The sequence below is a fragment of the Pseudomonas sp. YNh genome (genome assembly GCF_037993085.1).
GTDB lineage: Bacteria > Pseudomonadota > Gammaproteobacteria > Pseudomonadales > Pseudomonadaceae > Aquipseudomonas > Aquipseudomonas putida.
In genome coordinates, this window is the sequence record NZ_JBBMRJ010000002.1 from 133,350 (window position 1) to 156,240 (window position 22,891).

General features: G+C 62.6%; 21 protein-coding genes and 1 pseudogene. 3 read left to right on the forward strand and 19 right to left on the reverse strand.

The window, feature by feature from the left end; translation table 11 throughout:
- Window position 1: 1 nt before the first annotated feature.
- Together WF331_RS02645 and WF331_RS02650 are read right to left on the reverse strand one after the other, a co-directional pair.
- Window positions 2–490: an Hcp family type VI secretion system effector gene (locus WF331_RS02645; RefSeq protein ID WP_138736291.1), complete on the reverse strand. Its 489-nt coding sequence runs from the start codon at window positions 488–490 to the stop codon at window positions 2–4.
- Window positions 491–739: 249 nt separating this feature from the next.
- Window positions 740–1,192 (reverse strand): DUF2867 domain-containing protein, encoded by a 453-nt coding sequence (locus WF331_RS02650; RefSeq protein WP_340622635.1) that lies wholly within the window; start codon window positions 1,190–1,192, stop codon window positions 740–742.
- A 277-nt stretch (window positions 1,193–1,469) separates the two neighbouring features.
- Here WF331_RS02650 and WF331_RS02655 point away from each other — a divergent pair, with 277 nt between their 5' ends.
- Window positions 1,470–2,420, forward strand: a complete 951-nt coding sequence (locus WF331_RS02655; RefSeq protein ID WP_340622636.1) for a transposase — start codon at window positions 1,470–1,472, stop codon at window positions 2,418–2,420.
- 167 nt (window positions 2,421–2,587) lie between these two features.
- Here WF331_RS02655 and WF331_RS29200 read toward each other — a convergent pair whose 3' ends face one another.
- The 13 genes and pseudogenes from WF331_RS29200 to WF331_RS02715 form a co-directional block, all read right to left on the reverse strand.
- Window positions 2,588–3,472 carry a methyl-accepting chemotaxis protein gene (locus WF331_RS29200; RefSeq protein ID WP_445324370.1) on the reverse strand — a complete coding sequence of 295 codons (885 nt, stop codon included), beginning with the start codon at window positions 3,470–3,472 and terminating at the stop codon, window positions 2,588–2,590.
- Window positions 3,473–3,493: 21 nt separating this feature from the next.
- Window positions 3,494–4,186, reverse strand: a pseudogene (locus WF331_RS29205) (methyl-accepting chemotaxis protein); the annotation flags it as partial.
- A gap of 632 nt (window positions 4,187–4,818) precedes the next feature.
- A complete protein-coding gene (locus WF331_RS02665; RefSeq protein WP_016489441.1) occupies window positions 4,819–6,111 on the reverse strand; it encodes an adenylosuccinate synthase in 1,293 nt (430 codons plus the stop codon).
- A 56-nt stretch (window positions 6,112–6,167) separates the two neighbouring features.
- Complete coding sequence (locus WF331_RS02670) at window positions 6,168–7,355, reverse strand: ATP phosphoribosyltransferase regulatory subunit (protein ID WP_016501880.1); 1,188 nt, start codon at window positions 7,353–7,355, stop codon at window positions 6,168–6,170.
- 301 nt (window positions 7,356–7,656) lie between these two features.
- Window positions 7,657–8,526 (reverse strand): protease modulator HflC, encoded by an 870-nt coding sequence (gene hflC, locus WF331_RS02675; RefSeq protein WP_012274454.1) that lies wholly within the window; start codon window positions 8,524–8,526, stop codon window positions 7,657–7,659.
- The gene (gene hflK / locus WF331_RS02680; RefSeq protein ID WP_016501881.1) at window positions 8,526–9,707 is read right to left on the reverse strand and encodes an FtsH protease activity modulator HflK; all 1,182 of its coding nucleotides are present in this window, start codon (window positions 9,705–9,707) and stop codon (window positions 8,526–8,528) included. The genes hflC and hflK overlap by 1 nt, the downstream gene beginning before the upstream one ends.
- Window positions 9,708–9,803: 96 nt before the next feature.
- Window positions 9,804–11,105 (reverse strand): ribosome rescue GTPase HflX, encoded by a 1,302-nt coding sequence (gene hflX / locus WF331_RS02685; protein WP_016501882.1) that lies wholly within the window; start codon window positions 11,103–11,105, stop codon window positions 9,804–9,806.
- A gap of 12 nt (window positions 11,106–11,117) precedes the next feature.
- Window positions 11,118–11,378: an RNA chaperone Hfq gene (hfq, locus tag WF331_RS02690; protein ID WP_016489445.1), complete on the reverse strand. Its 261-nt coding sequence runs from the start codon at window positions 11,376–11,378 to the stop codon at window positions 11,118–11,120.
- A gap of 94 nt (window positions 11,379–11,472) precedes the next feature.
- Window positions 11,473–12,444: a tRNA (adenosine(37)-N6)-dimethylallyltransferase MiaA gene (miaA, locus tag WF331_RS02695; RefSeq protein WP_059394430.1), complete on the reverse strand. Its 972-nt coding sequence runs from the start codon at window positions 12,442–12,444 to the stop codon at window positions 11,473–11,475.
- 1 nt (window position 12,445) lies between these two features.
- Complete coding sequence (gene mutL, locus WF331_RS02700) at window positions 12,446–14,344, reverse strand: DNA mismatch repair endonuclease MutL (protein WP_340622638.1); 1,899 nt, start codon at window positions 14,342–14,344, stop codon at window positions 12,446–12,448.
- Window positions 14,344–15,774 carry an N-acetylmuramoyl-L-alanine amidase gene (locus tag WF331_RS02705; RefSeq protein ID WP_016501885.1) on the reverse strand — a complete coding sequence of 477 codons (1,431 nt, stop codon included), beginning with the start codon at window positions 15,772–15,774 and terminating at the stop codon, window positions 14,344–14,346. The genes mutL and WF331_RS02705 overlap by 1 nt, the downstream gene beginning before the upstream one ends.
- Before the next feature lie 11 nt (window positions 15,775–15,785).
- Window positions 15,786–16,259, reverse strand: coding sequence for a tRNA (adenosine(37)-N6)-threonylcarbamoyltransferase complex ATPase subunit type 1 TsaE (gene tsaE, locus WF331_RS02710; RefSeq protein WP_016501886.1), 474 nt, complete (start codon window positions 16,257–16,259; stop codon window positions 15,786–15,788).
- Window positions 16,247–17,107: an NAD(P)H-hydrate dehydratase gene (locus tag WF331_RS02715; protein ID WP_016501887.1), complete on the reverse strand. Its 861-nt coding sequence runs from the start codon at window positions 17,105–17,107 to the stop codon at window positions 16,247–16,249. Before WF331_RS02715 ends, tsaE begins: the two co-directional genes overlap by 13 nt.
- A 65-nt stretch (window positions 17,108–17,172) precedes the next feature.
- On the opposite strand from WF331_RS02715, the gene queG reads away from it, so the two are divergent.
- Window positions 17,173–18,237 (forward strand): tRNA epoxyqueuosine(34) reductase QueG, encoded by a 1,065-nt coding sequence (queG, locus tag WF331_RS02720; protein ID WP_041167908.1) that lies wholly within the window; start codon window positions 17,173–17,175, stop codon window positions 18,235–18,237.
- 61 nt (window positions 18,238–18,298) lie between these two features.
- Here the strand turns inward: queG and WF331_RS02725 are convergent, their stop codons facing one another.
- Both WF331_RS02725 and orn read right to left on the reverse strand, forming a co-directional pair.
- Window positions 18,299–18,910: a trimeric intracellular cation channel family protein gene (locus tag WF331_RS02725; protein WP_003249516.1), complete on the reverse strand. Its 612-nt coding sequence runs from the start codon at window positions 18,908–18,910 to the stop codon at window positions 18,299–18,301.
- 91 nt (window positions 18,911–19,001) lie between these two features.
- Window positions 19,002–19,544, reverse strand: coding sequence for an oligoribonuclease (gene orn, locus WF331_RS02730; protein WP_016501890.1), 543 nt, complete (start codon window positions 19,542–19,544; stop codon window positions 19,002–19,004).
- 152 nt (window positions 19,545–19,696) lie between these two features.
- On the opposite strand from orn, the gene rsgA reads away from it, so the two are divergent.
- Window positions 19,697–20,728, forward strand: coding sequence for a small ribosomal subunit biogenesis GTPase RsgA (rsgA, locus tag WF331_RS02735; RefSeq protein ID WP_016501891.1), 1,032 nt, complete (start codon window positions 19,697–19,699; stop codon window positions 20,726–20,728).
- A 173-nt stretch (window positions 20,729–20,901) separates the two neighbouring features.
- Here rsgA and motB read toward each other — a convergent pair whose 3' ends face one another.
- Both motB and motA read right to left on the reverse strand, forming a co-directional pair.
- A complete protein-coding gene (gene motB / locus WF331_RS02740) occupies window positions 20,902–21,936 on the reverse strand; it encodes a flagellar motor protein MotB (RefSeq protein ID WP_016501892.1) in 1,035 nt (344 codons plus the stop codon).
- 3 nt (window positions 21,937–21,939) lie between these two features.
- Entirely contained in the window at window positions 21,940–22,791 is an 852-nt protein-coding gene (gene motA / locus WF331_RS02745; protein WP_016489455.1) for a flagellar motor stator protein MotA, read from the reverse strand.
- Window positions 22,792–22,891: the final 100 nt, after the last annotated feature.

Sequence of the window (22,891 nt, forward strand, 5' to 3'; positions counted from 1 at the left end):
CTCACGCATACTTCTTGTTGTTGATGCGGTCCCATCCGCCCGTGACGTTGCCGCCAGCGCTGCCGTCGAGGCGTTTCTGCCGCGTGTAGGTTGTCTTGATGCGCCCGTAGTTCAGCTGCACGACTTCCACTGGCACCCCAGCGCTGGCGCTCTGGGCGTAATCGGCAATGATCACTTCTTCCAGGACGACTTCGTAGTACTTGAGCTTGTCGCCACCCGCACGACACAGCACGAGCTTCACTTCCTTCAGGTGCTGCCCGGCACAGCTCGCCTCCAGCAGCTTGCAGCTGGCACTGTCCAGGTACTTAGTGAAGGTGAAGTTGGTGAGTGTGGTGCGGCCTGATGATGCGCCGCCCGCGGAGCTTGCGGTGGCAGAGGTGCTCTGGTTGGCACCGAACTTGTAGCCGATGATTTCGATCCAGTTGGCGTACTGCTCATCCAGTGCTTCGCCAGTGATTTCCGCGATTTGAACATAAGCATCGAAAGCCATGCTTACCTCTCCTTGGTAAAGACTGGGCTGATAACGACGATGTTCGGACATCGTCATCCTGAAGCTGTTCCCGAAGTAAAACGGCGCCTGGCACCGACCGCCTTCAGGCTCACTACGACATTAACCCCTGTGTCAGCCACTGCAACAGCAAACGCCCTATCAAGGAATATTTGGGAAATCTCCTACAGATTCGACGATGATGACGATTTGATCAGTAAAAGAATGTTTCCTGGTCAGGTTCGATGCTGCTTAGAGCTTCTCCAGCATTTTCCTTACGATCAGGCCATGCACCATGCCGACCGGCAGCATGTACAACCGGCCAAAAGTATTGAGGCACAGCACCGATGTGGTCACGCTCAAGCTTTGCCCGTACACATCCATGCAGACCATCACCCCCAAGTGTGTGTCGCGCGAAGCCAGCACCAGTTGCTGGTCGCTGATGGTCTCGACAGTGAAGAAGTCCAGGCGCTCACCGACGGCTGGCACATGCGTTGGATCGGCGCGAGTGAAGCCGTGGATATCGGCGACATTGAAACGGCGTGAGATGAAGTCGCGAATGCGGAAGGCCCGTGCCAGCCAGGCGGGGACGTCCGAGGTCATAGCGCAGTAGGCTTGCAGGGCGGTCATCGGGTCAGTGAGCTGTACGCTGTCGCTGTGCAGGAAATTCAGGTCAGCCGGGGCGGCGATTAGTTGGGCGGGCATGAGCAAGTCCTTTTGTCATGTGTCGCCGACAGCATAGCAACATCGCTCAGGTGTGGGAGCGGCCTTGTGTCTTGCGGTGGGATTAGAATCTGGAGTGAGAGCGGTGAATGGCCAGCTGAATGCCGCAGGTGCCATGAGCACGAGTGGGAGCACAAGCTGCCATTCACCGTTCCACTTTGGCGAGAGCCCGAACAGTTGGATGCGGCTCTGATCTCGAATCACAAGCGTGGGCCAAGCCAAAGTCCTCTCACTGTGTTGAGTTTAGGAGGTTTTGGTGATGGCTTCCTTCTTGGGTATCGATGTTTCCAAACTTTCTCTGAATGGCTGGGTGCGGCCGCAGGGCGTCAAGATTGCTGTGAACAATGATCCGGCTGGATTGGAGGCGCTGGAAAAGATCCTGCGCAAGTTCAGTATCAAGCGCGTCTTGCTAGAAGCTACAGGTGGCTACGAGCGTGGTGTTCTGCGTTTTTTGCAGGACGCTGGCTACAAGGTCATACGCGTCAATCCCTTGCGAGCCAGGAAATTCGCTGACTCGATGGGCGTCAAGGCCAAGACCGATGCTCTCGACGCTGAAGTGCTGGCTCACTTCGCTGAGGTCATTAAGGACCAGCCTACCCTGCGAATCAGCCCTGACAGGGTGTTGTTACGAGAGCTGCTGCAGCAACGTGATCGTCTGGTTCAGCAGCGAGACGATGATCGGCGACGCCTGAAACAAGCCCAGTCCGTTGTCGTGGCTAATTTCCTGAAAACCAACCTTGAATATTTCCGGTCGCAGATCAGGTTGGTCGAGCAAGAAATCAAACAACAGGCCGCAAAACTGAACGATGAGCGGATTGCTCAACTGACCCGGGTCAAGGGCACTGGGATGGTGACAGCGGGCAAGCTTGTAACGTTGCTGCCGGAGCTAGGCCGTGTGGAGTCCAAGGAAATAGCGTCCCTGGTTGGTGTTGCGCCGTTTAACCACGACAGTGGAAAGTCGGTTGGCAAGCGTTCAATCTCAGGAGGCCGGTTTGAGATCAGACGGACGCTGTACATGGCGGTCCTTGTGGCTGTGAAGTACAACCCAGCGCTCAAGGCCCGGTATGAGGCGCTTCGCGATCAAGGCAAAGTAGCCAAAGTCGCGCTCGTGGCATGCATGAGGACCTTTATCGTACGGCTCAATGCGATGCTCAAAATGGGTACGCCATGGCGAGTTTTGATCCTGCCTCAGCCAGCAGATGCGATGTAGATCAGAAAGGCAGCGTTGGTGTGGGAGCGGGCATGCCCGCGAAGAACCCAGCGCGGTGGATGGCACCGGCTTCGCCGGTGTTCGCGGGCACGCCCGCTCCCACAGTGATCGCGCAATCTTTCAGGTTTTGAGCAAGACAGTTGCTCCCACAAGGGACCGCGCAGGATTCAGGCCCGGAACTGGCCCAGGCTGGCCCGCAGCTGAGCCGCCAGATCATCCAGCACCTTGCTGCTGGCCGTGGTCTGCATCACCACCTCAGCCGAGCGTTCGGCCTGGGCATGGATGTTCTCCACCCGCCCCCGCACCGCCTGTGCGCCATAGGCCTGTTGTTCGGCAGCGCGAGTCGCCAAACCAATGGCCGCGTGCACCTGCTCCACCGCAGCCTGCACCGACTGCTGGCGACGCTCGTTGTCACGCAGTACCAGCAGCCCTTCGCTGGCCTTGAGCCCGGCCTGACTGATGGTCGCCACGGCTTCCTTGGCACCCTTCTGCAGCGCCGCGATGTGTGACTGGATATCCCCCGTGGAGCTTTGCGTCTTGCTCGCCAGCGCCCGCACCTCATCGGCCACTACGGCAAACCCGCGCCCGGTCTCGCCTGCCCGGGCGGCTTCGATGGCCGCGTTCAGCGCCAGCAGGTTGGTCTGCTCGGCAATGCCATGGATGACGGTCAGCACCACTTCAATCTGTTCGCTCTGCTTGGCCAGGCGCTCGATCACCTGAGAGCCCGTTTCGACCTGCCCGGCAAGGTTCTCGATCAGGCTCGCCAGTTGCGTCGAGGAACGGCTGTTTTCGTCGGTAGCCTGGCGGATATCCACCACCTGCTTCAAGGCCGCCTGCATCGCATGGCTTTCGGCCTGGGCTTCGTCCGCCATGCTCGAAAGGTCGCGCAGGCTGGCTGCCACTTCATCGCGTTGCAATGCGGCAGCAGCATCCGCGCCGGCGTTGCGCTGGGCCATCGCGCCAATCTCGACACCGGTACGCTGTGCCACCTCGCCCGCCTCGCGCACGATCGGTTGCAGCTTGTCGACAAAGCGGTTCACCGCCGAAGCCATGTCGCCAATTTCGTCGCGGCTGTCGAGCGGCACGCGCTTGGTCAGGTCGCCTTCGCCCGCCGCCAGGTCGTCCAGGGCAGCAATCAGCAGGCGCAGCTTGCTCAGCACTCGGCGGCCAAGCACCACAGCCACCACCAGCAGCACACCCAGACCGACCAGCACCAGGCCCAGGCCAATGCGCCAGCGCAGTTCGGTAGCGGCCTCGCGCACAGTCTGTGCGGTATTGGCCTGCATCGCTGCAGCACTGCCCTGCGCCTTCTCCAGGCGCTGACGCAGGGTTTTGCCGCTGTCGGCTGCGGCACCCACCAGGCTGTCGCCAACCAGTTGCTCACCGCTGGCAATCAGCGCCGCGAAGCGCTGGTCCAGGGCCTTGAGCTCCTGGTCGATGCCCGCCGTGGAAACCCCCATCACCACCTTGCCGATTTCTGCGCCATTGGGGTTGATCGAAGCTTCGACAAAGTACACCGCCGGGTCGTGTCGGGCGGCATTGATCACCTTGTCCAGCGCACGCTCGCCCTGGCCCTTGTCCATCAACGCCTGGTTGATCGGGTTTTGCCGGTTCAGGTAACGGGTCAGGTGCTGGCCCTGTGCATCGTCGTAAACCACGAACAACACGTTGGGGTTGCGCTGGGCACGCCGGGCAAAGTCGGAGAGCACTGGCACATCGTTGTCCCAGATCGCCCGCGGGGCAACCGAAGCCAGCAGCTCGGCCATGTCGTTGGCGGAGTCCTTCAGGTTCTTTTCCAAGGTGCTGCGCAGTTGTTGCTGTTCGCTTTGCAGGCGCTCCGACAACCCGGCGCTCAGGCGCTGGCGGGTGCTGCTGGACAGGCCGTCGAGGCCCGAGCGCACATCTTGCCCGGCTTGCTCCAGGTCATTGGCCAGCTGGCGGCTGTCGTTACCCAGGCGTTCGCCAAGGTCGGCCTCCAGGGCGGTGACCGTGCTTCGGGTAAGCGCAACTGCAACCAGCACCTGCACCAAAAGAGCGATACCAAGGGCAACAAACACAGGCCGCAAAAGGCGGCTTCGTAACAGTGAGAGGATGGCAGACACGGTGTAACCCTCGTGTTTTCTGGCGCCACTATTTTGATGGCATCTTCAGAAACTTCTTACAGCAAGGGTTGTGCCGGAGGCAGCAGGGATATGCGCCAAGGTTCAGCAAGGGGGTTGCCTGCACCGGCCCTATCGCCGGCAAGCCAGCTCCCACAGGAGCTTCACACATCTCGAGATCCATGAAGATGCTGTGGGAGCTGGCTTGCCGGCGATAGGGCCAATGCAGGCATACCCCACAAATGAAAACGCCGCGGCCCTTTTCAGGGCCACGGCGTCAGATCAGCCTGGAGGGCGGATCAGGCGAACGGGTGACGCAGCACGATGGTCTCGTTGCGGTCCGGGCCGGTCGAAATGATGTCGATCGGCGCGCCGACCAGCTCTTCGATGCGCTTGATGTAGTCACGCGCAGCTTGCGGCAGCTCTTCCAGGGTTTTTGCACCCAGGGTCGACTCGCTCCAGCCTGGCATCTCTTCGTACACCGGCTCCAGGCCGATGTAGCTGTCGGCATCGGAAGGCGCGTCGATGACAGCACCGTTCTCGTTCTTGTAGCCAACGCAGATGTTGATGGTTTCCAGGCCGTCCAGCACGTCCAGCTTGGTCAGGCAGATGCCCGAGATGCTGTTGACGTCGATGGCGCGACGCAGGATGACGGCATCGAACCAGCCGCAACGACGGGCACGGCCAGTGGTGGAGCCGAACTCGTGGCCACGCTTGGCCAGGGTAGCGCCGGTCTCGTCGAACAGTTCGGTCGGGAACGGACCGGAACCCACGCGAGTGGTGTAGGCCTTGGTGATACCCAAGATGTAGTCCAGGTACATCGGGCCAACGCCGGAACCGGTGGAGATACCGCCAGCAGTAGTGTTGGAGCTGGTGACGTACGGGTAGGTACCGTGGTCGATGTCCAGCAGCGAGCCCTGGGCACCTTCGAACATGATGTCCTTGCCGGCGCGACGCAGGTTGTGCAGCTCGGCGGTGACGTCGAGCATCATCGGCTTGAGCTGTTCAGCGTAGGCCATGCACTCGTCCAGGGTTTGCTGGAAGTCGATGGCCGGCTCTTTGTAGTAGTTCACCAGCTGGAAGTTGTGGTAGTCCAGCAGCTCACCCAGCTTGGCAGCGAAACGCTCGCGGTGGAACAGGTCGCCCACACGCAGGCCGCGGCGCGCGACCTTGTCTTCATAGGCTGGGCCGATACCACGGCCGGTGGTGCCGATCTTGGCTTCGCCACGGGCTTTTTCGCGGGCCTGGTCCAGGGCCACGTGGTACGACAGGATCAGCGGCGCAGCCGGGGAGATGCGCAGGCGCTCGCGCACCGGTACGCCCTTCTCTTCCAGCTTGGTGATTTCGCGCATCAGGGCGTCCGGGGCAACGACCACGCCGTTACCGATCAGGCACTGTACGCCTTCACGCAGGATGCCGGACGGAATCAGGTGCAGAACGGTCTTTTCACCGTTGATCACCAGGGTGTGACCCGCGTTGTGGCCCCCCTGGTAGCGCACTACGGCGGCAGCATGTTCGGTCAGCAGATCGACGATCTTGCCTTTGCCCTCATCACCCCACTGGGTGCCCAGGACGACGACATTCTTACCCATTACATTGGTCCTCATTCACGCAAACTTGGTTGCCGGCCTGTTGCCGACGCAGAAACTCACTGGGCCAGCGGCAGAACCTGCCAGCGCCCGTCTTGCTGAATCAATTGCCGATCACAATCCGCCTCGAGAGCAGCACTCAACGGCTGGCCAGGCAGGGCCTGGACCACACGCTGGCCCTCGTTGCGCAACTGGCAGACTTGCTGCCAGAGGGCCGCGTCGCCACTGTCCGGCATCCAGATGCCGCCCGTTGGCAATACGACCTCCGCTCGCCCCAGTGTGACCAGGGTCTTCAAATCCGTGGAGAAACCGGTGGCCGGGCGTGCCCGGCCAAAGTCGGCGCCGATGTCGTCGTAGCGCCCGCCCTGGGCGATCGATTGACCCTCGCCCGGTACGAACACGGCGAACACCACGCCGGTGTGATAGTTGTAGCCGCGCAGCTCGCCGAGGTCGAAGTACAGCGGCAGGTCCGGGAAGCGCGACGCCAGGCGATCGGCGATCGACAACAGGTCGTCCAGCGCCGCCAGCACGCCGGCCGGAGCACGGCCCAGGCGCACCCGGGCTTCGGCCAGCACTTCACGGCCACCGCACAGTTCGACCAGTGCGCGCAGCATGTTGCCCAGGTCCTTCGGCAGGTCGGCGGTCAGCGCCTGCACCTCATCGACGGCCTTGCGCTGCAGGGCGTCGAACAGCTGTTGCTCGACCGCACCGGACAGGCCGGCAGCACGGGCCAGGCCGCGGTAGATACCGACGTGGCCCAGGTCCATGTGTACGTCCGGCACATCGGCCAGTTGCAGCGTGGCCAGCATCAGGCTGATGACTTCCACGTCGCTGGTCGGGCTGGCATCGCCATACAGCTCGGCGCCCAGCTGGATCGGGCTGCGCGAGGTGGACAGTGCACGCGGCTGGGCGTGCAGCACGCTGCCGGCGTAGCACAGGCGGCTCGGGCCTTCACGGCGCAGGGTGTGGGCGTCGATGCGCGCCACCTGCGGGGTGAAGTCGGCGCGGAAGCCCATCAGGCGGCCGGACTGCGGGTCCACTACCTTGAAGGTACGCTGATCCAGGTCCTGGCCGGCGCCGGTGAGCAGCGACTCCAGGTACTCGATATGCGGGGTGACGACCAGCTCGTAGCCCCAACTCTGGAACAGGTCCAACACCTGACGGCGCGCGATCTCGATGCGCGCAGCCTCAGGTGGCAGTACTTCCTCGATGCCATCTGGCAGCAGCCAGCGGTCTACCGTTGCCATTACGCCTTTTCCCCTCTGGTCCGGGCGGCTTGCCAGCAGGCGAGCCGTCAGTAAAGCCGGTATCGCGCACAGCAGCGGGCAGCACTGATCCCAGCGCAGCCACCGTACCCGATACCCTCGAATTGCCTTGCGAGCTGACCAAACCGTCAACTGGCGCTTTGCCAATCAACCTTTCAGACGCAAAAAAGCCGGGAAATTTCCCGGCTGCCTCATCATACACCCCTTTTCATTCAGGATGCACCCCGCCTGGTGTTTTAGCTGCCAGGCGGGGCGCCGCTGCATGAAAATCAGGGCCTGAGCATCACGGCTTGCTCTTGTCCAGGTAACGGAAGAACTCGTTCTTCGGGTCCAGGACCAGCACGTCGCTCTTGCTCGAGAAGCTCTCGCGGTATGCCTGCAGGCTACGGTGGAACGCATAGAAATCAGCGTCCTGGCTGTAGGCCTTGGCATAGATGGCAGCCGCCTGGGCGTCGCCGTCACCACGGGTTTCTTCTGCTTCGCGGTAGGCCTCGGCCAGCAGCACACGGCGCTGGCGGTCAGCATCGGCACGAATACCTTCAGCCAGCTCGTTACCCTTGGCACGGTGCTCGCGAGCTTCACGCTCACGCTCGGTGCTCATACGGTCGAACACACTGCGGTTGACTTCCTTCGGCAGGTCGATGGCCTTGACGCGCACGTCGACCACCTCGATGCCCAGCTCCTTGTTGGCCATGCGGTTCAGCGATGCAGTGATGTCAGCCATCAGTGCGTCACGTTCACCGGAAACCACCTCGTGCAGGGTACGTTTACCGAACTGGTCGCGCAGGCCGCTTTCCAGACGACGCGACAGACGCTCGTCAGCGATCTGCTTCATGCCGGACGTGGCGGTGTAGAAGCGCTCGGCATCCTTGACGCGCCACTTGGCGTAGGCGTCGACCATCACCGCTTTCTTCTCCAGGGTCAGGAACCGCTGGGTCGGGGCGTCGAGGGTCATGAGGCGGGCGTCGAACTTGCGCACCTGGTTCACGTACGGAATCTTCACGTGCAGGCCTGGCTGAACGTCCGCCTGGACCACCTTACCGAAGCGCAGCAGTACCGCACGCTCTGTCTGGGACACGATATAGAAGCTGTTCCAGGCCACGATGGCCAGAACGACGGCGGCGATCAGGGCGATCAGCGATCTATTGCTCATCAGCGGCTCTCCCTAGTACGCAGCGGCTGCTGTTGCTGTTGCAGGTCCTGCGCCGCACGGGCGGCCGCATCGTTGACCGATGGCGACACGCTGGTGGTTGGCGTGGACGGGTTGCGGCTGCCTTCGACCATCTTGTCCAGTGGCAGGTAGAGCAGGTTGTTCTGCCCGTCCTTGGTCGCCACCATGACCTTGCTCGAATTGCTGTAGACCTCTTGCATGGTCTCCAGGTACAGACGCTGACGGGTCACGTCAGGTGCCTTGTGGTACTCGGTGACCAGCTTGGTAAAGCGGTCGGCCTCACCCTTGGCCCGGGCGATGACTTCGTCGCGGTAACCGTTGGCGTCCTCGATGATGCGCTGGGCCTGACCACGGGCTTCCGGCACCACGCCATTGGCGTAGGACTCGGCCTGGTTGCGGGCACGCTGCTCGTCTTCGCGGGCACGGATCACGTCGTCGAAGGCTTCCTGCACTTCACGCGGGGCTGCCGCGCTCTGTACGTTGACCTGGGTAACGGTGATACCGGTACGGTAGTTGTCGAGGAAGCGCTGCAGGCGTTCGCGGATATCCACGGCCATCTGCTCACGGCCTTCGGTGAGTACCTGGTCCATCGAGGTGGAACCCACCACGTGGCGCAGGGCACTGTCGGTCGCGTGCTGCAGGCTTACCTCAGGCTGGTCGACGTTAAGCACGAAGTCCTGCAGGTTGCTGATCTTGTACTGGACGGTCAGCGGCACCTCGACGATGTTCTCGTCTTCGGTCAGCATCTGGCCCTGTTTGGTATAGGCACGCTCACGCGTGACGTTTTCCATGTACTTGCGATCAATCGGCGGGAAGTAGATGTTCAGGCCGGGACCGACCGTCTCATGGTACTTGCCGAAGCGCAGCACCACAGCCTGCTCCTGCTCGTCGACCACGTACACGGCACTGTACAGCCAGATGGCAGCCAGTACCGCCAGGCCGATGCCCAGCAGGCCCAGGCCACCGCCCTTGCCGACATTGCGGTCACCGCCGCCACGTTTCTTGTTACCGCCGAACATGCCGTTCAGGCTGTCCTGCAGTTTGCGGAAGGCCTCGTCCAGATCCGGCGGACCTTTCTTGTCACCACCACCGCCACCGCCACCACGGCGGCCGCCCCAGGGATCCTGATTGTTCGAGTTGCCACCCGGCTCGTTCCAAGCCATAGCGCTCTCCATCTGATAAAGCAAAGACGCGCCCACGGCGCGCCGTCCAATGCTACAGAATGCCTGTCACTGCTGCCCGGCGACCTCGACGAGCATTTATTGCAAAGTGTGTTGCTCGACAAACACTTGCGGCTCCATGCCTTCGCGGCTGACCAGGCGATTCAATTCGACCATGGGCAGTCGCACGCTCAGCAGGCTGCGCCCTTCTTCATCATGCTCTTCACTCTGCACGGCCCCCAGAGCAAAGAATTGCGCGCGCAAGCGGGCAAAACGCTGCTCCAGACACAGGGTACCGACAAACAGATCATCCCCCAGCAACTCGGCAATCGCCTGGCCAACCAGCTCCAGACCACGCCCATCGCGTGCCGATACCCAGACCCGCTCCGGCTTGCCATCGGCATTGCGCTGGATCTGCGGCTCGACATCTTCGAGCAGGTCGAGTTTGTTATACACCTCGAGGATGGGCAAGCCTTCAGCACCAATCTCGCCCAACACGGCCAGCACCTGCTCGATCTGTTCCATGCGCTCTGGCTCATGGGCGTCGATCACGTGCAGCAGCAGGTCGGAGTTGCTCGACTCTTCGAGCGTAGCCCGAAATGCCTCGACCAGCTTGTGCGGCAGGTGGCGAATGAAGCCCACGGTGTCGGCCAGCACGATCGGCCCCAGGTCGTTGAGCTCGAGCCGGCGCAGGGTCGGGTCGAGGGTGGCGAACAGCTGATCCGCGGCGTACACCTCGGATTCGGTCAGGGCGTTGAACAGCGTGGACTTGCCGGCGTTGGTGTAACCCACCAGCGACACTGAAGGGATATCCGCGCGCTTGCGCCCGCGACGCGCCTGCTCACGCTGGCTGCGTACCTTCTCGAGGCGTGACTTGATCTGGCGAATGCGCACCCGCAACAGGCGGCGGTCGGTTTCGAGCTGGGTTTCACCCGGGCCACGCAGGCCGATACCCCCTTTTTGTCGCTCAAGGTGGGTCCAGCCGCGCACCAGCCGCGTGCTCATGTGATCAAGCTGGGCCAGTTCGACCTGCAGCTTGCCTTCATGGGTACGCGCCCGTTGGGCGAAAATATCGAGGATCAGCCCGGTACGATCGAGCACACGGCACTCGAACACACGTTCAAGGTTGCGCTCCTGACTGGGCGTGAGGGTGTGATTGAAAATCACAAGGTCTACCTGTTCGGCATGGACCAGGTCGTGCAATTCCTCGACCTTGCCGCTGCCAATCAGGTATTTGGCCGTTGGCTGATGCCGTGTCACGGTCACCAGCGAGACGATATCCGCCCCGGCCGACAGTGCCAGCTCCCGAAACTCCTGCGGATCTTCGCGCGCCTCAGGGTTCTGACCTTCCAAGTGAACGAGCAACGCCCGTTCACCACCACCGTGGCGCTCAAAGAACAATGCAGGCTCCTATCAGGCGTTGCCTGGCTCGCTGTCGCCGAGGTCGGAATCGGACGGGCTTGGCAGGCGAACCGGACGGGCAGGCACCACGGTCGAAATGGCGTGCTTGTAAACCATTTGGCTGACGGTGTTCTTCAGCAGTACCACGAACTGGTCGAACGATTCGATCGAGCCCTGCAGTTTGATGCCGTTGACCAGATAGATCGATACCGGAACCTTTTCTTTTCTCAAGGTATTCAAGTAAGGGTCTTGTAGCGAATGCCCTTTTGACATATGCCGCACTCCTGTAAGGATAAATAATAGAAAATCAAGAAAATCGATAAATTAGGCCGCCCAGTCGCAAGAATAGACGGCAATCAGCAGGGACTCAGCTCAATATGGAGATGGCCCCAAGGTATTTCAAGGTGCGGGACAGATTGTCGCAGGCCATGCTGTCAAGCCAGTGCACATCAGGCCAGCCACGCAACCAGGTGAACTGCCGCTTGGCCAGCTGCCGGGTCGCAATGATACCGCGTTCTCGCATCTCATTCTCAGTCAGCGTGCCATCCAGGTAATCCCAGACCTGCCGATACCCCACAGCCCGTATAGACGGCAGCCCGGTGTGCAAGTCACTTCTGGCTCGCAGCGATCGGACCTCGTCGATGAAGCCCTGTTCCAGCATCTGCGAAAATCGTAACGCAATTCGCTGATGCAAAATGTGACGATCTGTAGGAGCAATCGCTAAACTCGCGACAGTATAGGGCAAATGTCCGCCAGCGCCTGCGTCTGCGCCGCGACTTTCCGCGAATTGACGCTGGCGATGAGCCGTCATGCTCTCACCGCTCACGCGGTACACCTCCAGCGCGCGAATCAACCGTTGCGGGTCGTTGGGGTGGATGCGCGCCGCCGATTCCGGGTCGATCTCAGCCAACTGGCGGTGCAGCTCGGCCAGCCCCAGCGCCTCGGCCTGGGCTTCAAGGTCGGCTCGCACCGCGGCGTCAGCTGCCGGCATGTCGGCCAGGCCATCGATCAACGCCTTGTAATAGAGCATGGTGCCGCCCACCAGCAGCGGGATTTTCCCGCGCGCGGTGATGTCGGCCATGGCTTCCAGGGCATCGGCGCGAAATTGCGCGGCCGAATAGCTCTCGGCCGGGTCACGGATGTCGATCAGCCGGTGCGGGTGGGCGGCGAGAATTTCTTTCGACGGCTTGGCCGAACCAATATCCATGCCCCGATAGACCAGCGCCGAGTCGACGCTGATCAGCTCGCACGGCAGCACTTTGGTCAGTTCGATAGCCAGGTCGGTCTTGCCAGCCGCCGTCGGGCCCATCAGGAATATTGCAGGGGGCTTGCCGCTCATTTTATCGACCGCGCAGGAAAAGTTTGTCCAGATCGTCCAGGCCCATCTGGGTCCAGGTGGGACGGCCATGGTTGCACTGGCCACTGCGTTCGGTGTTTTCCATGTCGCGCAGCAGGGCATTCATTTCGGGGATTGCCAGGCGCCGGTTCGCGCGCACGGCGCCGTGGCAGGCCATGGTGCCGAGCAGTTCGTTGAGGTGCGCCTGGATACGGTCGCTGGTGCCGTACTCCATCAGGTCGGCGAGCACATCCTGAACAAGGCGGTTGGCCTCGGCCTGCTTGAGCAAGGCCGGAATCTGGCGAATCGCCAAGGTCTCGGGGCCCAGGCGCTGCAGTTCGAACCCCAGGCGCTGGAACCACTGCGCATGTTCTTCGGCGCAATCAGCTTCACGCTGGCTCAGGGCCAGGGTTTCGGGCACCAGCAGCGGCTGGCCGCTAAGGCCTTCACTGGCCATGGCCACCTTGAGGCGCTCGTACATGATGCGCTCATGGGCAGCGTGCATGTCCACCAGCACCAGGCCAACGGCGTTCTCGGCCAGGATGTAGATACCCTTGAGCTGCGCCAGTGCGTAGCCCAACGGGGGAATGTCACCCTGGCTTTCGGGCAGCGTTGTTACCGGTGCCGCTCCCTCTTCCAGCGGTTTGTAGAACTCGCGATACACCGCCTGCGCCTCGGCGGCCGGCACGGGCTGCGAGGGGCGCGGGGTGTATTGATACTGGTAACCGGCGCCACTGCCGCCATTGGAAATCGCGTGCTGCGGCGCCTGGGGCCGTTCAAGCACTGGCGAGGCCAGGCGCATTTCGCCCTGCGGGCCGAATTCACCAGCCTGCTGGCCAGTAGGGCGGACCATCTCAGGTACTGCGGCAGGCGCGGCCACGTGGTCTTCCGGGCGCACATCAGCCAGCGCGCGGTGCAGCGTGCCATACAGAAAATCGTGCACCGAGCGCCCCTCGCGGAAGCGCACTTCGTGCTTGGTCGGGTGCACATTGACGTCAACGCCGTTGGGCTCCAGTTCCAGGAACAACACGAATGTCGGGTGCCGGCCATTGAACAGCACGTCCCGGTAGGCCTGGCGCACAGCGTGGGCGACCAGCTTGTCGCGCACCGCACGGCCATTGACGAAGAAGTACTGCAGGTCTGCCTGGCTGCGCGAGAAGGTCGGCAGGCCGACCCAGCCCCACAGGCGCAGGCCGTTGCGTTCGACGTCAATCGGCAGCGCCTGCTCCATGAAGCCCGGACCGCAGATGGCGCCCACCCGCCGCGCCCGAGCGGTTTCATCATGGGCCTCGTGCAGGCTGAGGATGCTCTTGCCGTTATGACGCAGGTGAAAGCCGACATCGAATCGCGCCAGCGCCAGCCGGCGGATGACTTCCTGCAGGTGATCGAATTCGGTTTTCTCGGCCTTGAGAAACTTGCGCCGGGCCGGGGTATTGAAGAACAGGTCGCGCACTTCCACCGAGGTGCCCACCGGATGCGCCGCTGGCTGCACCCGCGGGGTCATGTCACGGCCTTCGGTTTCCACCTGCCAGGCTTCGCTGGCACTGGCAGTGCGTGACGTCATGGTCAAGCGCGCCACCGAGCTGATCGAAGCCAGCGCCTCGCCCCGGAAGCCCAGGCTCATCACGCCTTCAAGGTCTTCCAGCTCGCGGATCTTGCTGGTGGCGTGACGCGCCAGGGCCAAAGGCAGATCGTCAGCAGAAATACCACTGCCGTCGTCCCGCACTTTCAGCAGCTTGATGCCGCCCTGTTCCACTTCCACGTCAATGCGCCGGGCACCGGAGTCCAGGCTGTTTTCCAGCAACTCCTTGGCCACGGAGGCCGGCCGCTCGACGACCTCGCCGGCGGCGATCTGGTTAGCCAATCGCGGGCTGAGCAGCTGAATGCGCGAACCACCACTCATTATTGCGCGGCCAACGTTGTAGCAGGCACATCAAGGCGCTGGCCAACCTTCAGCTCATCGGTCTTGAGGCTGTTGGTGCTGCGCAAGCTGGCCACGCTGACCTGGTAGCGCACGGCGAGCATCGCCAGTGTTTCGCCTGGGCGCACCGTGTGTTCACGTGGGCCGGCGGCAATCTTGCCGGTGTCGCGCAGCCAGGCAATGTAGGTACCCGGCGGCGGGTTCTGCTGGAAGTACTGGCGCACACCGGTATGGATCGAACGGGCCAAGGCCTGCTGATGGCTGGCGGTGGCCAGCTTGGCGGCTTCGTTGTTGTTCGAGATGAACCCGGTTTCAACGAGGATCGACGGGATGTCCGGCGACTTCAGCACCATGAAGCCGGCTTGTTCCACACGCTGTTTGTGCAGCGAAGTGACACGGCCCATGTTGCCGAGCACTTTCTGCCCCACGTTGAGGCTGGAGCTGAGCGTGGCGGTCATCGACAGGTCCAGCAGCACGCCGGCCAGCATACGGTCTTTGTCATCGAGGCTGACGTTACCGGCACCGCCGATCAGGTCAGAACGGTTTTCCGTGTCGGCCAGCCAGCGCGCGGTCTCGGAGGTGGCGCCGCGATCAGACAGTGCGAACACCGACGCGCCAAAGGCAGCCCGCGACGGTGCGGCGTCGGCGTGGATCGAGATGAACAGGTCAGCCCCCTTCTTGCGGGCGATTTCCGTGCGTTTGCGCAGTGGAATGAAGTAGTCGCCCGTACGGGTCAGCTCGGCACGGAAGCCCCTTTCGCTGTTGATCTGGCGCTGCAGCTCTTTGGCAATCTGCAGCACGATGTCCTTTTCATGCTGGCCGCGCGAACCGGAGGCACCCGGGTCTTCGCCACCGTGGCCGGCGTCGATGGCCACCACGATTTCACGCTTGCCGCTTGGTACCGGCGGCAACTTGATCGCCGGTTGCGCCGGGGACACCGGCACCGCTGGCGTGGTCGCCGGCGTCTGTACCGGCGCCGGGGCCGGCGGTGGCGCGCTGGCCGCAATGGCGTCGGCTTCCTGGTCGTACAAGTCGACCACCAGGCGATTGCCGTATTGCGCATTCGGTGCCAGCGTGAAGCTTTTCGGGGTGACCGACTTTTTCAGGTCGACCACCACCCGCAGGTCGGTCGGGGTGCGCTGGGCCGAACGCACGCTACTGATCGGCGTGTTGGAGGTGGCCACCTTCAATGGCGCGGCCAGGGTTGCGCCATTGATGTCGATAACCAGGCGATCAGGCGCGCTCAAGGTGAAGACGCTGTGCTGCACGGGGCCAGACAGGTCGAAGACCAGCCGCGTGTTGTCTGGCGCGCGCCACAGGCGCACGCTCTTGACTTGAGTGACGGCCAGAGCCTCAACGGTCACCGTTGTCAGCAGCAGCCCAACGATGGCGACCAGTGCGCGTATGCGCATACCTACCCCACTTACTGTTTATAGTGTTTGGCCAGTGCCATGCACCAGGCCTCGCCGCGAGCCCCCTGCGGCGAAAGGATCAGCGAGCGTCCGCCCGCTTGGGGGCTTATGGTAATGGTCAGGTCAGGCTTTGGCAAAACGCCCGCACCCTTTTGTGGCCACTCGAACAGGCACAGCGGGTCGCCCTCGAAATAGTCACGAATACCCATGAACTCCAACTCCTCCGGATCGACCAGGCGATACAAGTCGAAATGGAAGGCTCGCACCTCACCGATTTCGTAGGGTTCGACCACGGTGAAGGTCGGGCTTTTCACTGCACCCGTATGGCCCAGGCCACGGATCAGCCCTCGGGAAAGCGTAGTCTTGCCCGCACCCAGGTCGCCCTCGAGAAAGATCACGCCGCGACCGCCGGTCACCTCGGCCAGTGCTGCGCCAAACTTGACCGTGGCGTCTTCATCGGCCAGAAACAGGGTTATGCCAGACACGCAGAATGCTCCTCCAGTAACTCACGAATGACCGGCGCCAGATCACTGGCCGCCAGGCCTCTACCTTTTACACCCAGCCGCTCGCCTGCACAGGCATGCAACCACACCCCCAGGCCAGCGGCCTGCCAGGCATCCAGCCCTTGGGCCAACAACGCCGCCAGCACACCGGTCAGCACATCGCCAAAGCCGGCGCCGGCCATGGCGGGGTGGCCCCGTTCGCACAGCATCAGTTGCCCGGCCGGGTCGGCCACCAGGGTGCCGGCGCCCTTGAGCACGCAAACGCTGTTGTAACGGCGCGCGAGCTTGCGCGCCGCGCCCTGGCGGTCGGCCTGTACCGCTTCGGTGGAAATACCCAGCAGCCGCGCCGCCTCCCCCGGATGCGGGGTGAGGATGCTGCCACTGGGCAGGGCCAGGGGGGTACGCGCCAGCAAATTCAGGGCATCGGCGTCCCACACCTGCGGCTGTTCGGCGTTGGCCACTGCCGAGAGCAGGCTACGCCCCCACGCCGCCTGCCCCAACCCCGGGCCCACCACCAGCACGGAGGCGCGCTCCAGCACGCCCATCAACTGGTTGGCCGAGCTGACGCCCAGGCACATGGTTTCGGGCAGACGCGCCAGGCTCGCGCTCACATGCTCAGGGCGCGTCGCCACGCTGACCAGCCCGGCGCCGCAGCGCAGGGCGGCTTCAGCACTCAACAGCACAGCGCCGCCTGTGCCCAGGTCGCCACCGACCACCAGCACATGGCCGAAGTCGCCTTTATGGGCATTCACAGGTCGCGCCGGCAGGTGCGCGACAGTCACGCTGCTGAGCAGTTGCGGGGCATGGCTGGGGTGTTTGGTCTGCGGCATGGGGTCAAAGGCTCCAATGTCTGGCAGAATTATACGCACCTGAGCCCGTATTGCCTTGCCCATCCATGTCCAGCTGCACACCTGACCTCGCCCAACTGGCCCAATCGATCAAGATTTGGGGCCAGGAACTCGGTTTTGCCCATGTCGGCATCGCCGGGGTCGACCTTGGCGAACACGAACACCACCTGCAGCGCTGGCTCGATGCCGGCTACCAGGGCGAAATGGAGTACCTGGGCGCGCACGGCAGCAAGCGCTCGCACCCCGACCAACTGATTCCCGGCACGGTGCGGGTGGTCTCGCTGCGCATGGACTACCTGTCCGGCGACACACAGATGGCGCAGCGCCTGGCACAGCCAGAAAAGGCCTACATATCGCGCTATGCACTGGGCCGGGACTACCACAAGCTGGTGCGCAAGCGCGTGCAATTCCTGGCCGATCGCATCCAGGAAGCCATCGGCCCGTTCGGCTACCGCGCATTCGTCGACAGCGCGCCGGTACTGGAGAAGGCCCTGGCCGAACAGGCCGGGTTGGGCTGGATCGGCAAGAACACCCTGCTGCTCAACCGCAAGGCGGGCAGTTACTTCTTTCTTGCCGAGCTGTTTGTCGATTTGCCGCTACCGGTGGACGAAGCGACTACCAGCGAGCACTGCGGGCGCTGCCAGGCCTGCCTGGACATCTGCCCGACCCAGGCGTTTGTCGGGCCCTATGTGCTGGATGCGCGGCGTTGCATCTCGTACCTGACCATCGAGCTGAGAGGCGCGATCCCTGTCGAGCTGCGCGCAAAGATGGGCAACCGGGTGTTCGGCTGCGATGACTGCCAGATCGTCTGCCCGTGGAACCGCTTTGCCAAGCACAGCCAGGAACAGGACTTCCAGCCGCGGCACGGGCTGGAGAATGCCGAGTTGGCGCAGATGTTCCTGTGGGATGAGCGCACCTTCCTGCGCAAGACCGAGGGCGGGCCGTTGCGGCGGGCGGGGTATGAGCGATTCTTGCGCAACCTGGCGGTGGGGTTGGGCAATGCGCCTTCCACCATTCCTGTGATCGAGGCGCTGAAGGCCCGGCGCGAGGACGAATCAGAACTGGTGCGCGAGCATGTGGAGTGGGCTTTGGCCCGGCACGAAGCTCAATAGCGACTAGCCACAGCACTTGCGCCATCCTGTGGGAGCGGGCGGTGTCGCGCCCACAGCTGTGTCACTGCTGGTCGTTGTAGTGGAACTTGGGCATTTCCCAGTGGAAGCGGATCGCCAGCAACCGCACCAGGAACCCGCCAAACAAGGTCAGCAGCATCGCCTGCTCTGCCGGCACCTTGAAATACACGCACCCCAGGTAGAACCATGCCGCCGCAAACGACACGCTGGCATACAGCTCGCGGCGGAACACCAGTGGAATGTCGTTGCAGAAGATATCCCGCAAGATCCCGCCAAATACCCCAGTGATCACCCCACTGATCGACGCCACCAGCATGCCCTGCCCCATCTCCAGCGCGGTCATGCAGCCGATCAGGGTAAAGGCCACCAGCCCCAGGGCATCGAGCACCAGGAACAGCGAGCGCAGGCGGCGCATCATCGGGGCAATGAAAATGGTCAGCAACGCCGCAAAGCTGGTCAGCACCAGGTACTCCGGGTGCTTCACCCAGGTCAGTGGGTAATGCCCGAGCAGCACGTCGCGCACCGAGCCGCCACCCAGCGCGGTGACGCAGGCGATCAGTACCACGCCAAACCAGTCCATGCCGCGGCGCCCGGCAGACAACGCGCCGGTCATGGCTTCGGCGGTGATAGCAATGAGGTAGAGCATCAACAACATGGCGCGGGTCCGTGCGAGAAAGGCGCGCAGTCTAACCAGTTGCCCAGGGCACCAAAAGGGGGCGCAGATACAATATCTGCGCCTTTTCGGCTCACACCTTGATGAAATGCTCGCGATAGTGGCGCAGTTCGGCGATCGATTCGCGGATATCGTCCAGCGCCAGGTGGGTGTTGCCCTTCTTGAAGCTGTCACGCACGTCCGGCGCCCAGCGCGCGGCCAGTTCTTTCAGGGTGGAAACATCCAGGTTGCGGTAGTGGAAGTAGTTTTCCAGGTTGCGCATGTGGCGATAGAGGAAGCGGCGGTCCTGGCAGATGCTGTTGCCGCAGATTGGCGACTTGCCTTTCGGCACCCACTGCTCGAGGAAGGCGATGGTCTGCGCCTCGGCTTCAGCCATGCTGACCTTGCTCTCGCGCACGCGCTGGGTCAGGCCCGAAGCACCGTGGGTGCGGGTGTTCCATTCGTCCATGCGCGCCAGCACTTCGTCACTGTGGTGGATGGCGATCACCGGCCCTTCCGCCAGGGTGTTCAGCTGGCTGTCGGTGACGATGGTGGCCATCTCGATGATGACATCGCTGTCCGGATCCAGGCCGGTCATTTCCAGGTCGATCCAGATCAGGTTCTGTGGGTTTTGCATGCAGGGCTCCTCATATAGGCCGTCATATTAGCCTAGTGGCCAAAAGCACGCCCATTCGCCGCTTCAAAGGTAAGCGCAATGGTCCAGCGCCTGGCGTGCTAAACTGCCAGCCGTTTTCAATGCCCTGCCCGGGCCTTTCACACGGTACCTTCATGGCCAAACGCCAGCTCAATCGCCGCCAGAACTGGCGGATCGAAAAAATCCAGGGCGAGCGCGCCGCTCGCGCCGCCAAACGCGAGCAGCATGCGCTGCAGGAACTGGAAGGCGGCGACCTGGGGCCCGAGCAACTGGGCCTGGTGATCGCGCACTTTGGCGTGCAGGTAGAAGTTGAAGCCCAGGATGGCGAAACCGCAGGCCAGGTGTTCCGCTGCCATTTGCGCGCCAACCTGCCGGCGCTGGTCACTGGCGACCGTGTCGTGTGGCGTGCGGGTAACCAGGGCATCGGCGTAATCGTGGCGCAGATGCCGCGCAGCACCGAGTTGTGCCGGCCGAACAACCACGGTCAACTCAAGCCGGTGGCCGCCAACGTCGACCTGATCGTGATTGTGTTCGCCCCTGCTCCCGAGCCGCACCCGAACCTGATCGACCGCTACCTGGTAGCTGCCGAGCACGCTGGCCTGCGCCCGCTGCTGCTGCTGAACAAGGCCGACCTGATCAACGACGAGAATGGCCCCGGCCTGCATGCGCTGCTGGAAGTCTACCGTGAACTTGGCTACCCGCTGCTGGAAGTATCGGCACACCAGGGTGACGGCATGCAGCGCCTGCAACAGCAACTCGACGGCCACATCAGTGTGTTCGTCGGCCAGTCGGGGGTGGGCAAGTCATCGCTGGTCAACAGCCTGCTGCCAGATGCCGGCACCCGTGTCGGCGACCTGTCGGAATGGTCGGGCCAAGGTACTCACACCACCACCACGGCGCGGCTATACCACTTCCCTAACGGCGGCGACCTGATCGACTCGCCGGGCATCCGCGAGTTCGGCCTCGGCCATGTCAGCCGCGACGACGTGGAAGATGGCTTCATCGAGTTCCGCGACCTGTTCGGCACCTGCCGCTTCCGCGACTGCAAGCATGACCGCGAACCGGGCTGCGCGCTACTCAAGGCACTGGACGAGGGGCGCATCAAGCCGCAACGCATGAACAGCTACCGCTCGATCATCGCCAGCCTGACAGAAGACAGCTACTGAAACGCTTGAAATGAAATTTGCCGCGATCCCCTGTGGGAGCGGCTTTAGCCGCGAACACCGGCAACGCCGGTGCCATCCACCGCGCTGGATGCTTCGCGGGTAAACCCGCTCCCACAGTGATCGCGCCAGCGTTCGGGTTTTGTGTAGAACAGTCGCCCGCACAAAAAAGCCGTTTACTGCTCCTTGGCCTCATCCATCTTCAGCGTGCCATCTTCAAAGATGTTCAGCTTCTGGCGCAGCTCACGCGGTTGCATCGGTGCTTGCTCCGTTGCCCCTGGGGCTTCCGGTGCGGCAGCCCCCGGCACAGGGCCGCTAGCCGGCGGTGCAGCAGGCTCGGCGGCCGGCGCTTCGGGCGCGCCCTGCTCACCCTCGATATTGCGCTGGGCCTTCTTGGTCAGCACGATGATATCGATACGGCGGTTGACCGGGTTGAACGGGTCCTTGCGGTCGAACAGCGACGACGAGGCGTAACCCACCACCCGCGCCACCTGCCCGTCCGGGTAACCACCGGCCACCAGCGCACGGCGCGCCGCGTTGGCACGGTTGGCCGACAGTTCCCAGTTGCCGAACTCGCCACTGCCGGCATACGGCTTGGCGTCGGTGTGGCCGCTGATGCTGATCTTGTTCGGCACCGCCTTGATGGTGTCGGCCATGGCCAGCAGGATGTCTTCAAAGTAGGGCTGCAAGCGGGCGCTGCCGATGTCGAACATCGGCCGGTTCTCGGCATCCATGATCTGGATGCGCAGCCCGTCCTGGGTAATTTCGAACAGGATCTGGTCCTTGAACTTCTGCAGCTGCGGGTTCTCTTCCACCTTGTTCTGCAGTTCCTGCAGCAGCAACTCCAGGCGCTCGCGCTCTACCTGCTCGGCCATGGTCTCGACCTGGTCCTTGCTCAGCTGGGTCGTGCTCTCGGGCATCGGCTCGGATTTCACTTCCGGGTTGATGGTTTTCTCCGGCGCCAGTTCAGGCGAGCCGCCCAGGTCGATGACATAAGGCGTACCGCTTTCCGAGAAGCCGATCGGGTCCTTGAAGTAGCCAGCAATGGCAATCTTCTGCTCCGGCGTGGCCGTGGACATCAGCCACAGCACCAGGAAGAACGCCATCATTGCCGTAGCAAAGTCGGCAAACGCGATTTTCCAGGCGCCGCCGTGGTGGCCGCCGCCAAAGCGCTTGACGCGCTTTACGATGATGGGCTGATTGTTTTCCATGACTCAGCGACCGCGAACCGCTTGTTCCAGCTCGGCGAAACTTGGGCGATGCATGGGGTACAGCACCTTGCGCCCGAACTCCACGGCCAGCGAAGGTGGCATGCCCGAGGCCGAGGCAACCAGCGAAGCCTTGATCGATTCGTAGAGGTTCAGCTCTTCCTTGGCATCGTGCTCCAGGCACTTGGCCAACGGGCCGAAGAAGCCGTAGGCAGCGAGAATACCGAAGAAGGTACCCACCAGCGCCGCACCCACGTGCATGCCGATGGCCGCCTGGTCACCCTCGCCCAGCGAGGCCATGGTCACCACGATCCCCAGTACCGCCGCGACGATACCGAAACCAGGCATGCCGTCAGCGATGCCGGTCACTGCATGGGACGGGTGCTCCAGCTCTTCCTTCATGCTCAGCAGCTCCATGTCGAACAGGCCCTCGAGTTCGTGCGGGGCCATGTTGCCGGTGGACATGATGCGCAGGTAGTCGCAGACAAACGCGGTCATGCGCTCATCGGCCAGTACCGTCGGGTACTTGGCGAAGATCGGGCTGGCGGCGGCGTCTTCGATGTCAGCCTCGATGGCCATCATGCCTTCGCGACGGCTCTTGTTGAGGATCTCGTACACCAGGCCCAGTACCTCCAGGTAGTAGGCATGGGTGAAGCGCGAGCCGAACATCTTCATCGACTTCTTGATGACGTGCATGGTCATGTGGCCAGGGTTGGCCTGCAGGAATGCACCAAAGGCTGCACCGCCGATGATCAGTACTTCGAACGGCTGGATCAGCGCTGCGATCTTGCCGTGGGAGAGCACGTAGCCGCCGAGCACGCTCGCGAATACGACGATGATGCCGATAATTTTAGCCATAGGTTCAAAGCACTTGCTGTCGTGGTCAGGGGAAGAGACGGGAGCTTTAAAACTCTTCTTCTACTTATCGGCAGAACTGCGCCAGACTATAGCCACTCAA

Excerpts from the sequence above, each read along its gene's own strand:
- WF331_RS02645 (WP_138736291.1), bottom strand. The coding sequence starts at position 490 with ATGGCTTTCGATGCTTATGTTCAAATCGCGGAAATCACTGGCGAAGCA.
- WF331_RS02650 (WP_340622635.1), bottom strand. The coding sequence starts at position 1,192 with ATGCCCGCCCAACTAATCGCCGCCCCGGCTGACCTGAATTTCCTGCAC.
- WF331_RS02655 (WP_340622636.1), top strand. The coding sequence starts at position 1,470 with ATGGCTTCCTTCTTGGGTATCGATGTTTCCAAACTTTCTCTGAATGGC.
- WF331_RS29200 (WP_445324370.1), bottom strand. The coding sequence starts at position 3,472 with ATGGCTTCGGCGGTGAACCGCTTTGTCGACAAGCTGCAACCGATCGTG.
- WF331_RS02665 (WP_016489441.1), bottom strand. The coding sequence starts at position 6,111 with ATGGGTAAGAATGTCGTCGTCCTGGGCACCCAGTGGGGTGATGAGGGC.
- WF331_RS02670 (WP_016501880.1), bottom strand. The coding sequence starts at position 7,355 with ATGGCAACGGTAGACCGCTGGCTGCTGCCAGATGGCATCGAGGAAGTA.
- hflC (WP_012274454.1), bottom strand. The coding sequence starts at position 8,526 with ATGAGCAATAGATCGCTGATCGCCCTGATCGCCGCCGTCGTTCTGGCC.
- hflK (WP_016501881.1), bottom strand. The coding sequence starts at position 9,707 with ATGGCTTGGAACGAGCCGGGTGGCAACTCGAACAATCAGGATCCCTGG.
- hfq (WP_016489445.1), bottom strand. The coding sequence starts at position 11,378 with ATGTCAAAAGGGCATTCGCTACAAGACCCTTACTTGAATACCTTGAGA.
- miaA (WP_059394430.1), bottom strand. The coding sequence starts at position 12,444 with ATGAGCGGCAAGCCCCCTGCAATATTCCTGATGGGCCCGACGGCGGCT.
- mutL (WP_340622638.1), bottom strand. The coding sequence starts at position 14,344 with ATGAGTGGTGGTTCGCGCATTCAGCTGCTCAGCCCGCGATTGGCTAAC.
- WF331_RS02705 (WP_016501885.1), bottom strand. The coding sequence starts at position 15,774 with ATGCGCATACGCGCACTGGTCGCCATCGTTGGGCTGCTGCTGACAACG.
- WF331_RS02715 (WP_016501887.1), bottom strand. The coding sequence starts at position 17,107 with ATGCCGCAGACCAAACACCCCAGCCATGCCCCGCAACTGCTCAGCAGC.
- queG (WP_041167908.1), top strand. The coding sequence starts at position 17,173 with ATGTCCAGCTGCACACCTGACCTCGCCCAACTGGCCCAATCGATCAAG.
- WF331_RS02725 (WP_003249516.1), bottom strand. The coding sequence starts at position 18,910 with ATGTTGTTGATGCTCTACCTCATTGCTATCACCGCCGAAGCCATGACC.
- orn (WP_016501890.1), bottom strand. The coding sequence starts at position 19,544 with ATGCAAAACCCACAGAACCTGATCTGGATCGACCTGGAAATGACCGGC.
- rsgA (WP_016501891.1), top strand. The coding sequence starts at position 19,697 with ATGGCCAAACGCCAGCTCAATCGCCGCCAGAACTGGCGGATCGAAAAA.
- motB (WP_016501892.1), bottom strand. The coding sequence starts at position 21,936 with ATGGAAAACAATCAGCCCATCATCGTAAAGCGCGTCAAGCGCTTTGGC.
- motA (WP_016489455.1), bottom strand. The coding sequence starts at position 22,791 with ATGGCTAAAATTATCGGCATCATCGTCGTATTCGCGAGCGTGCTCGGC.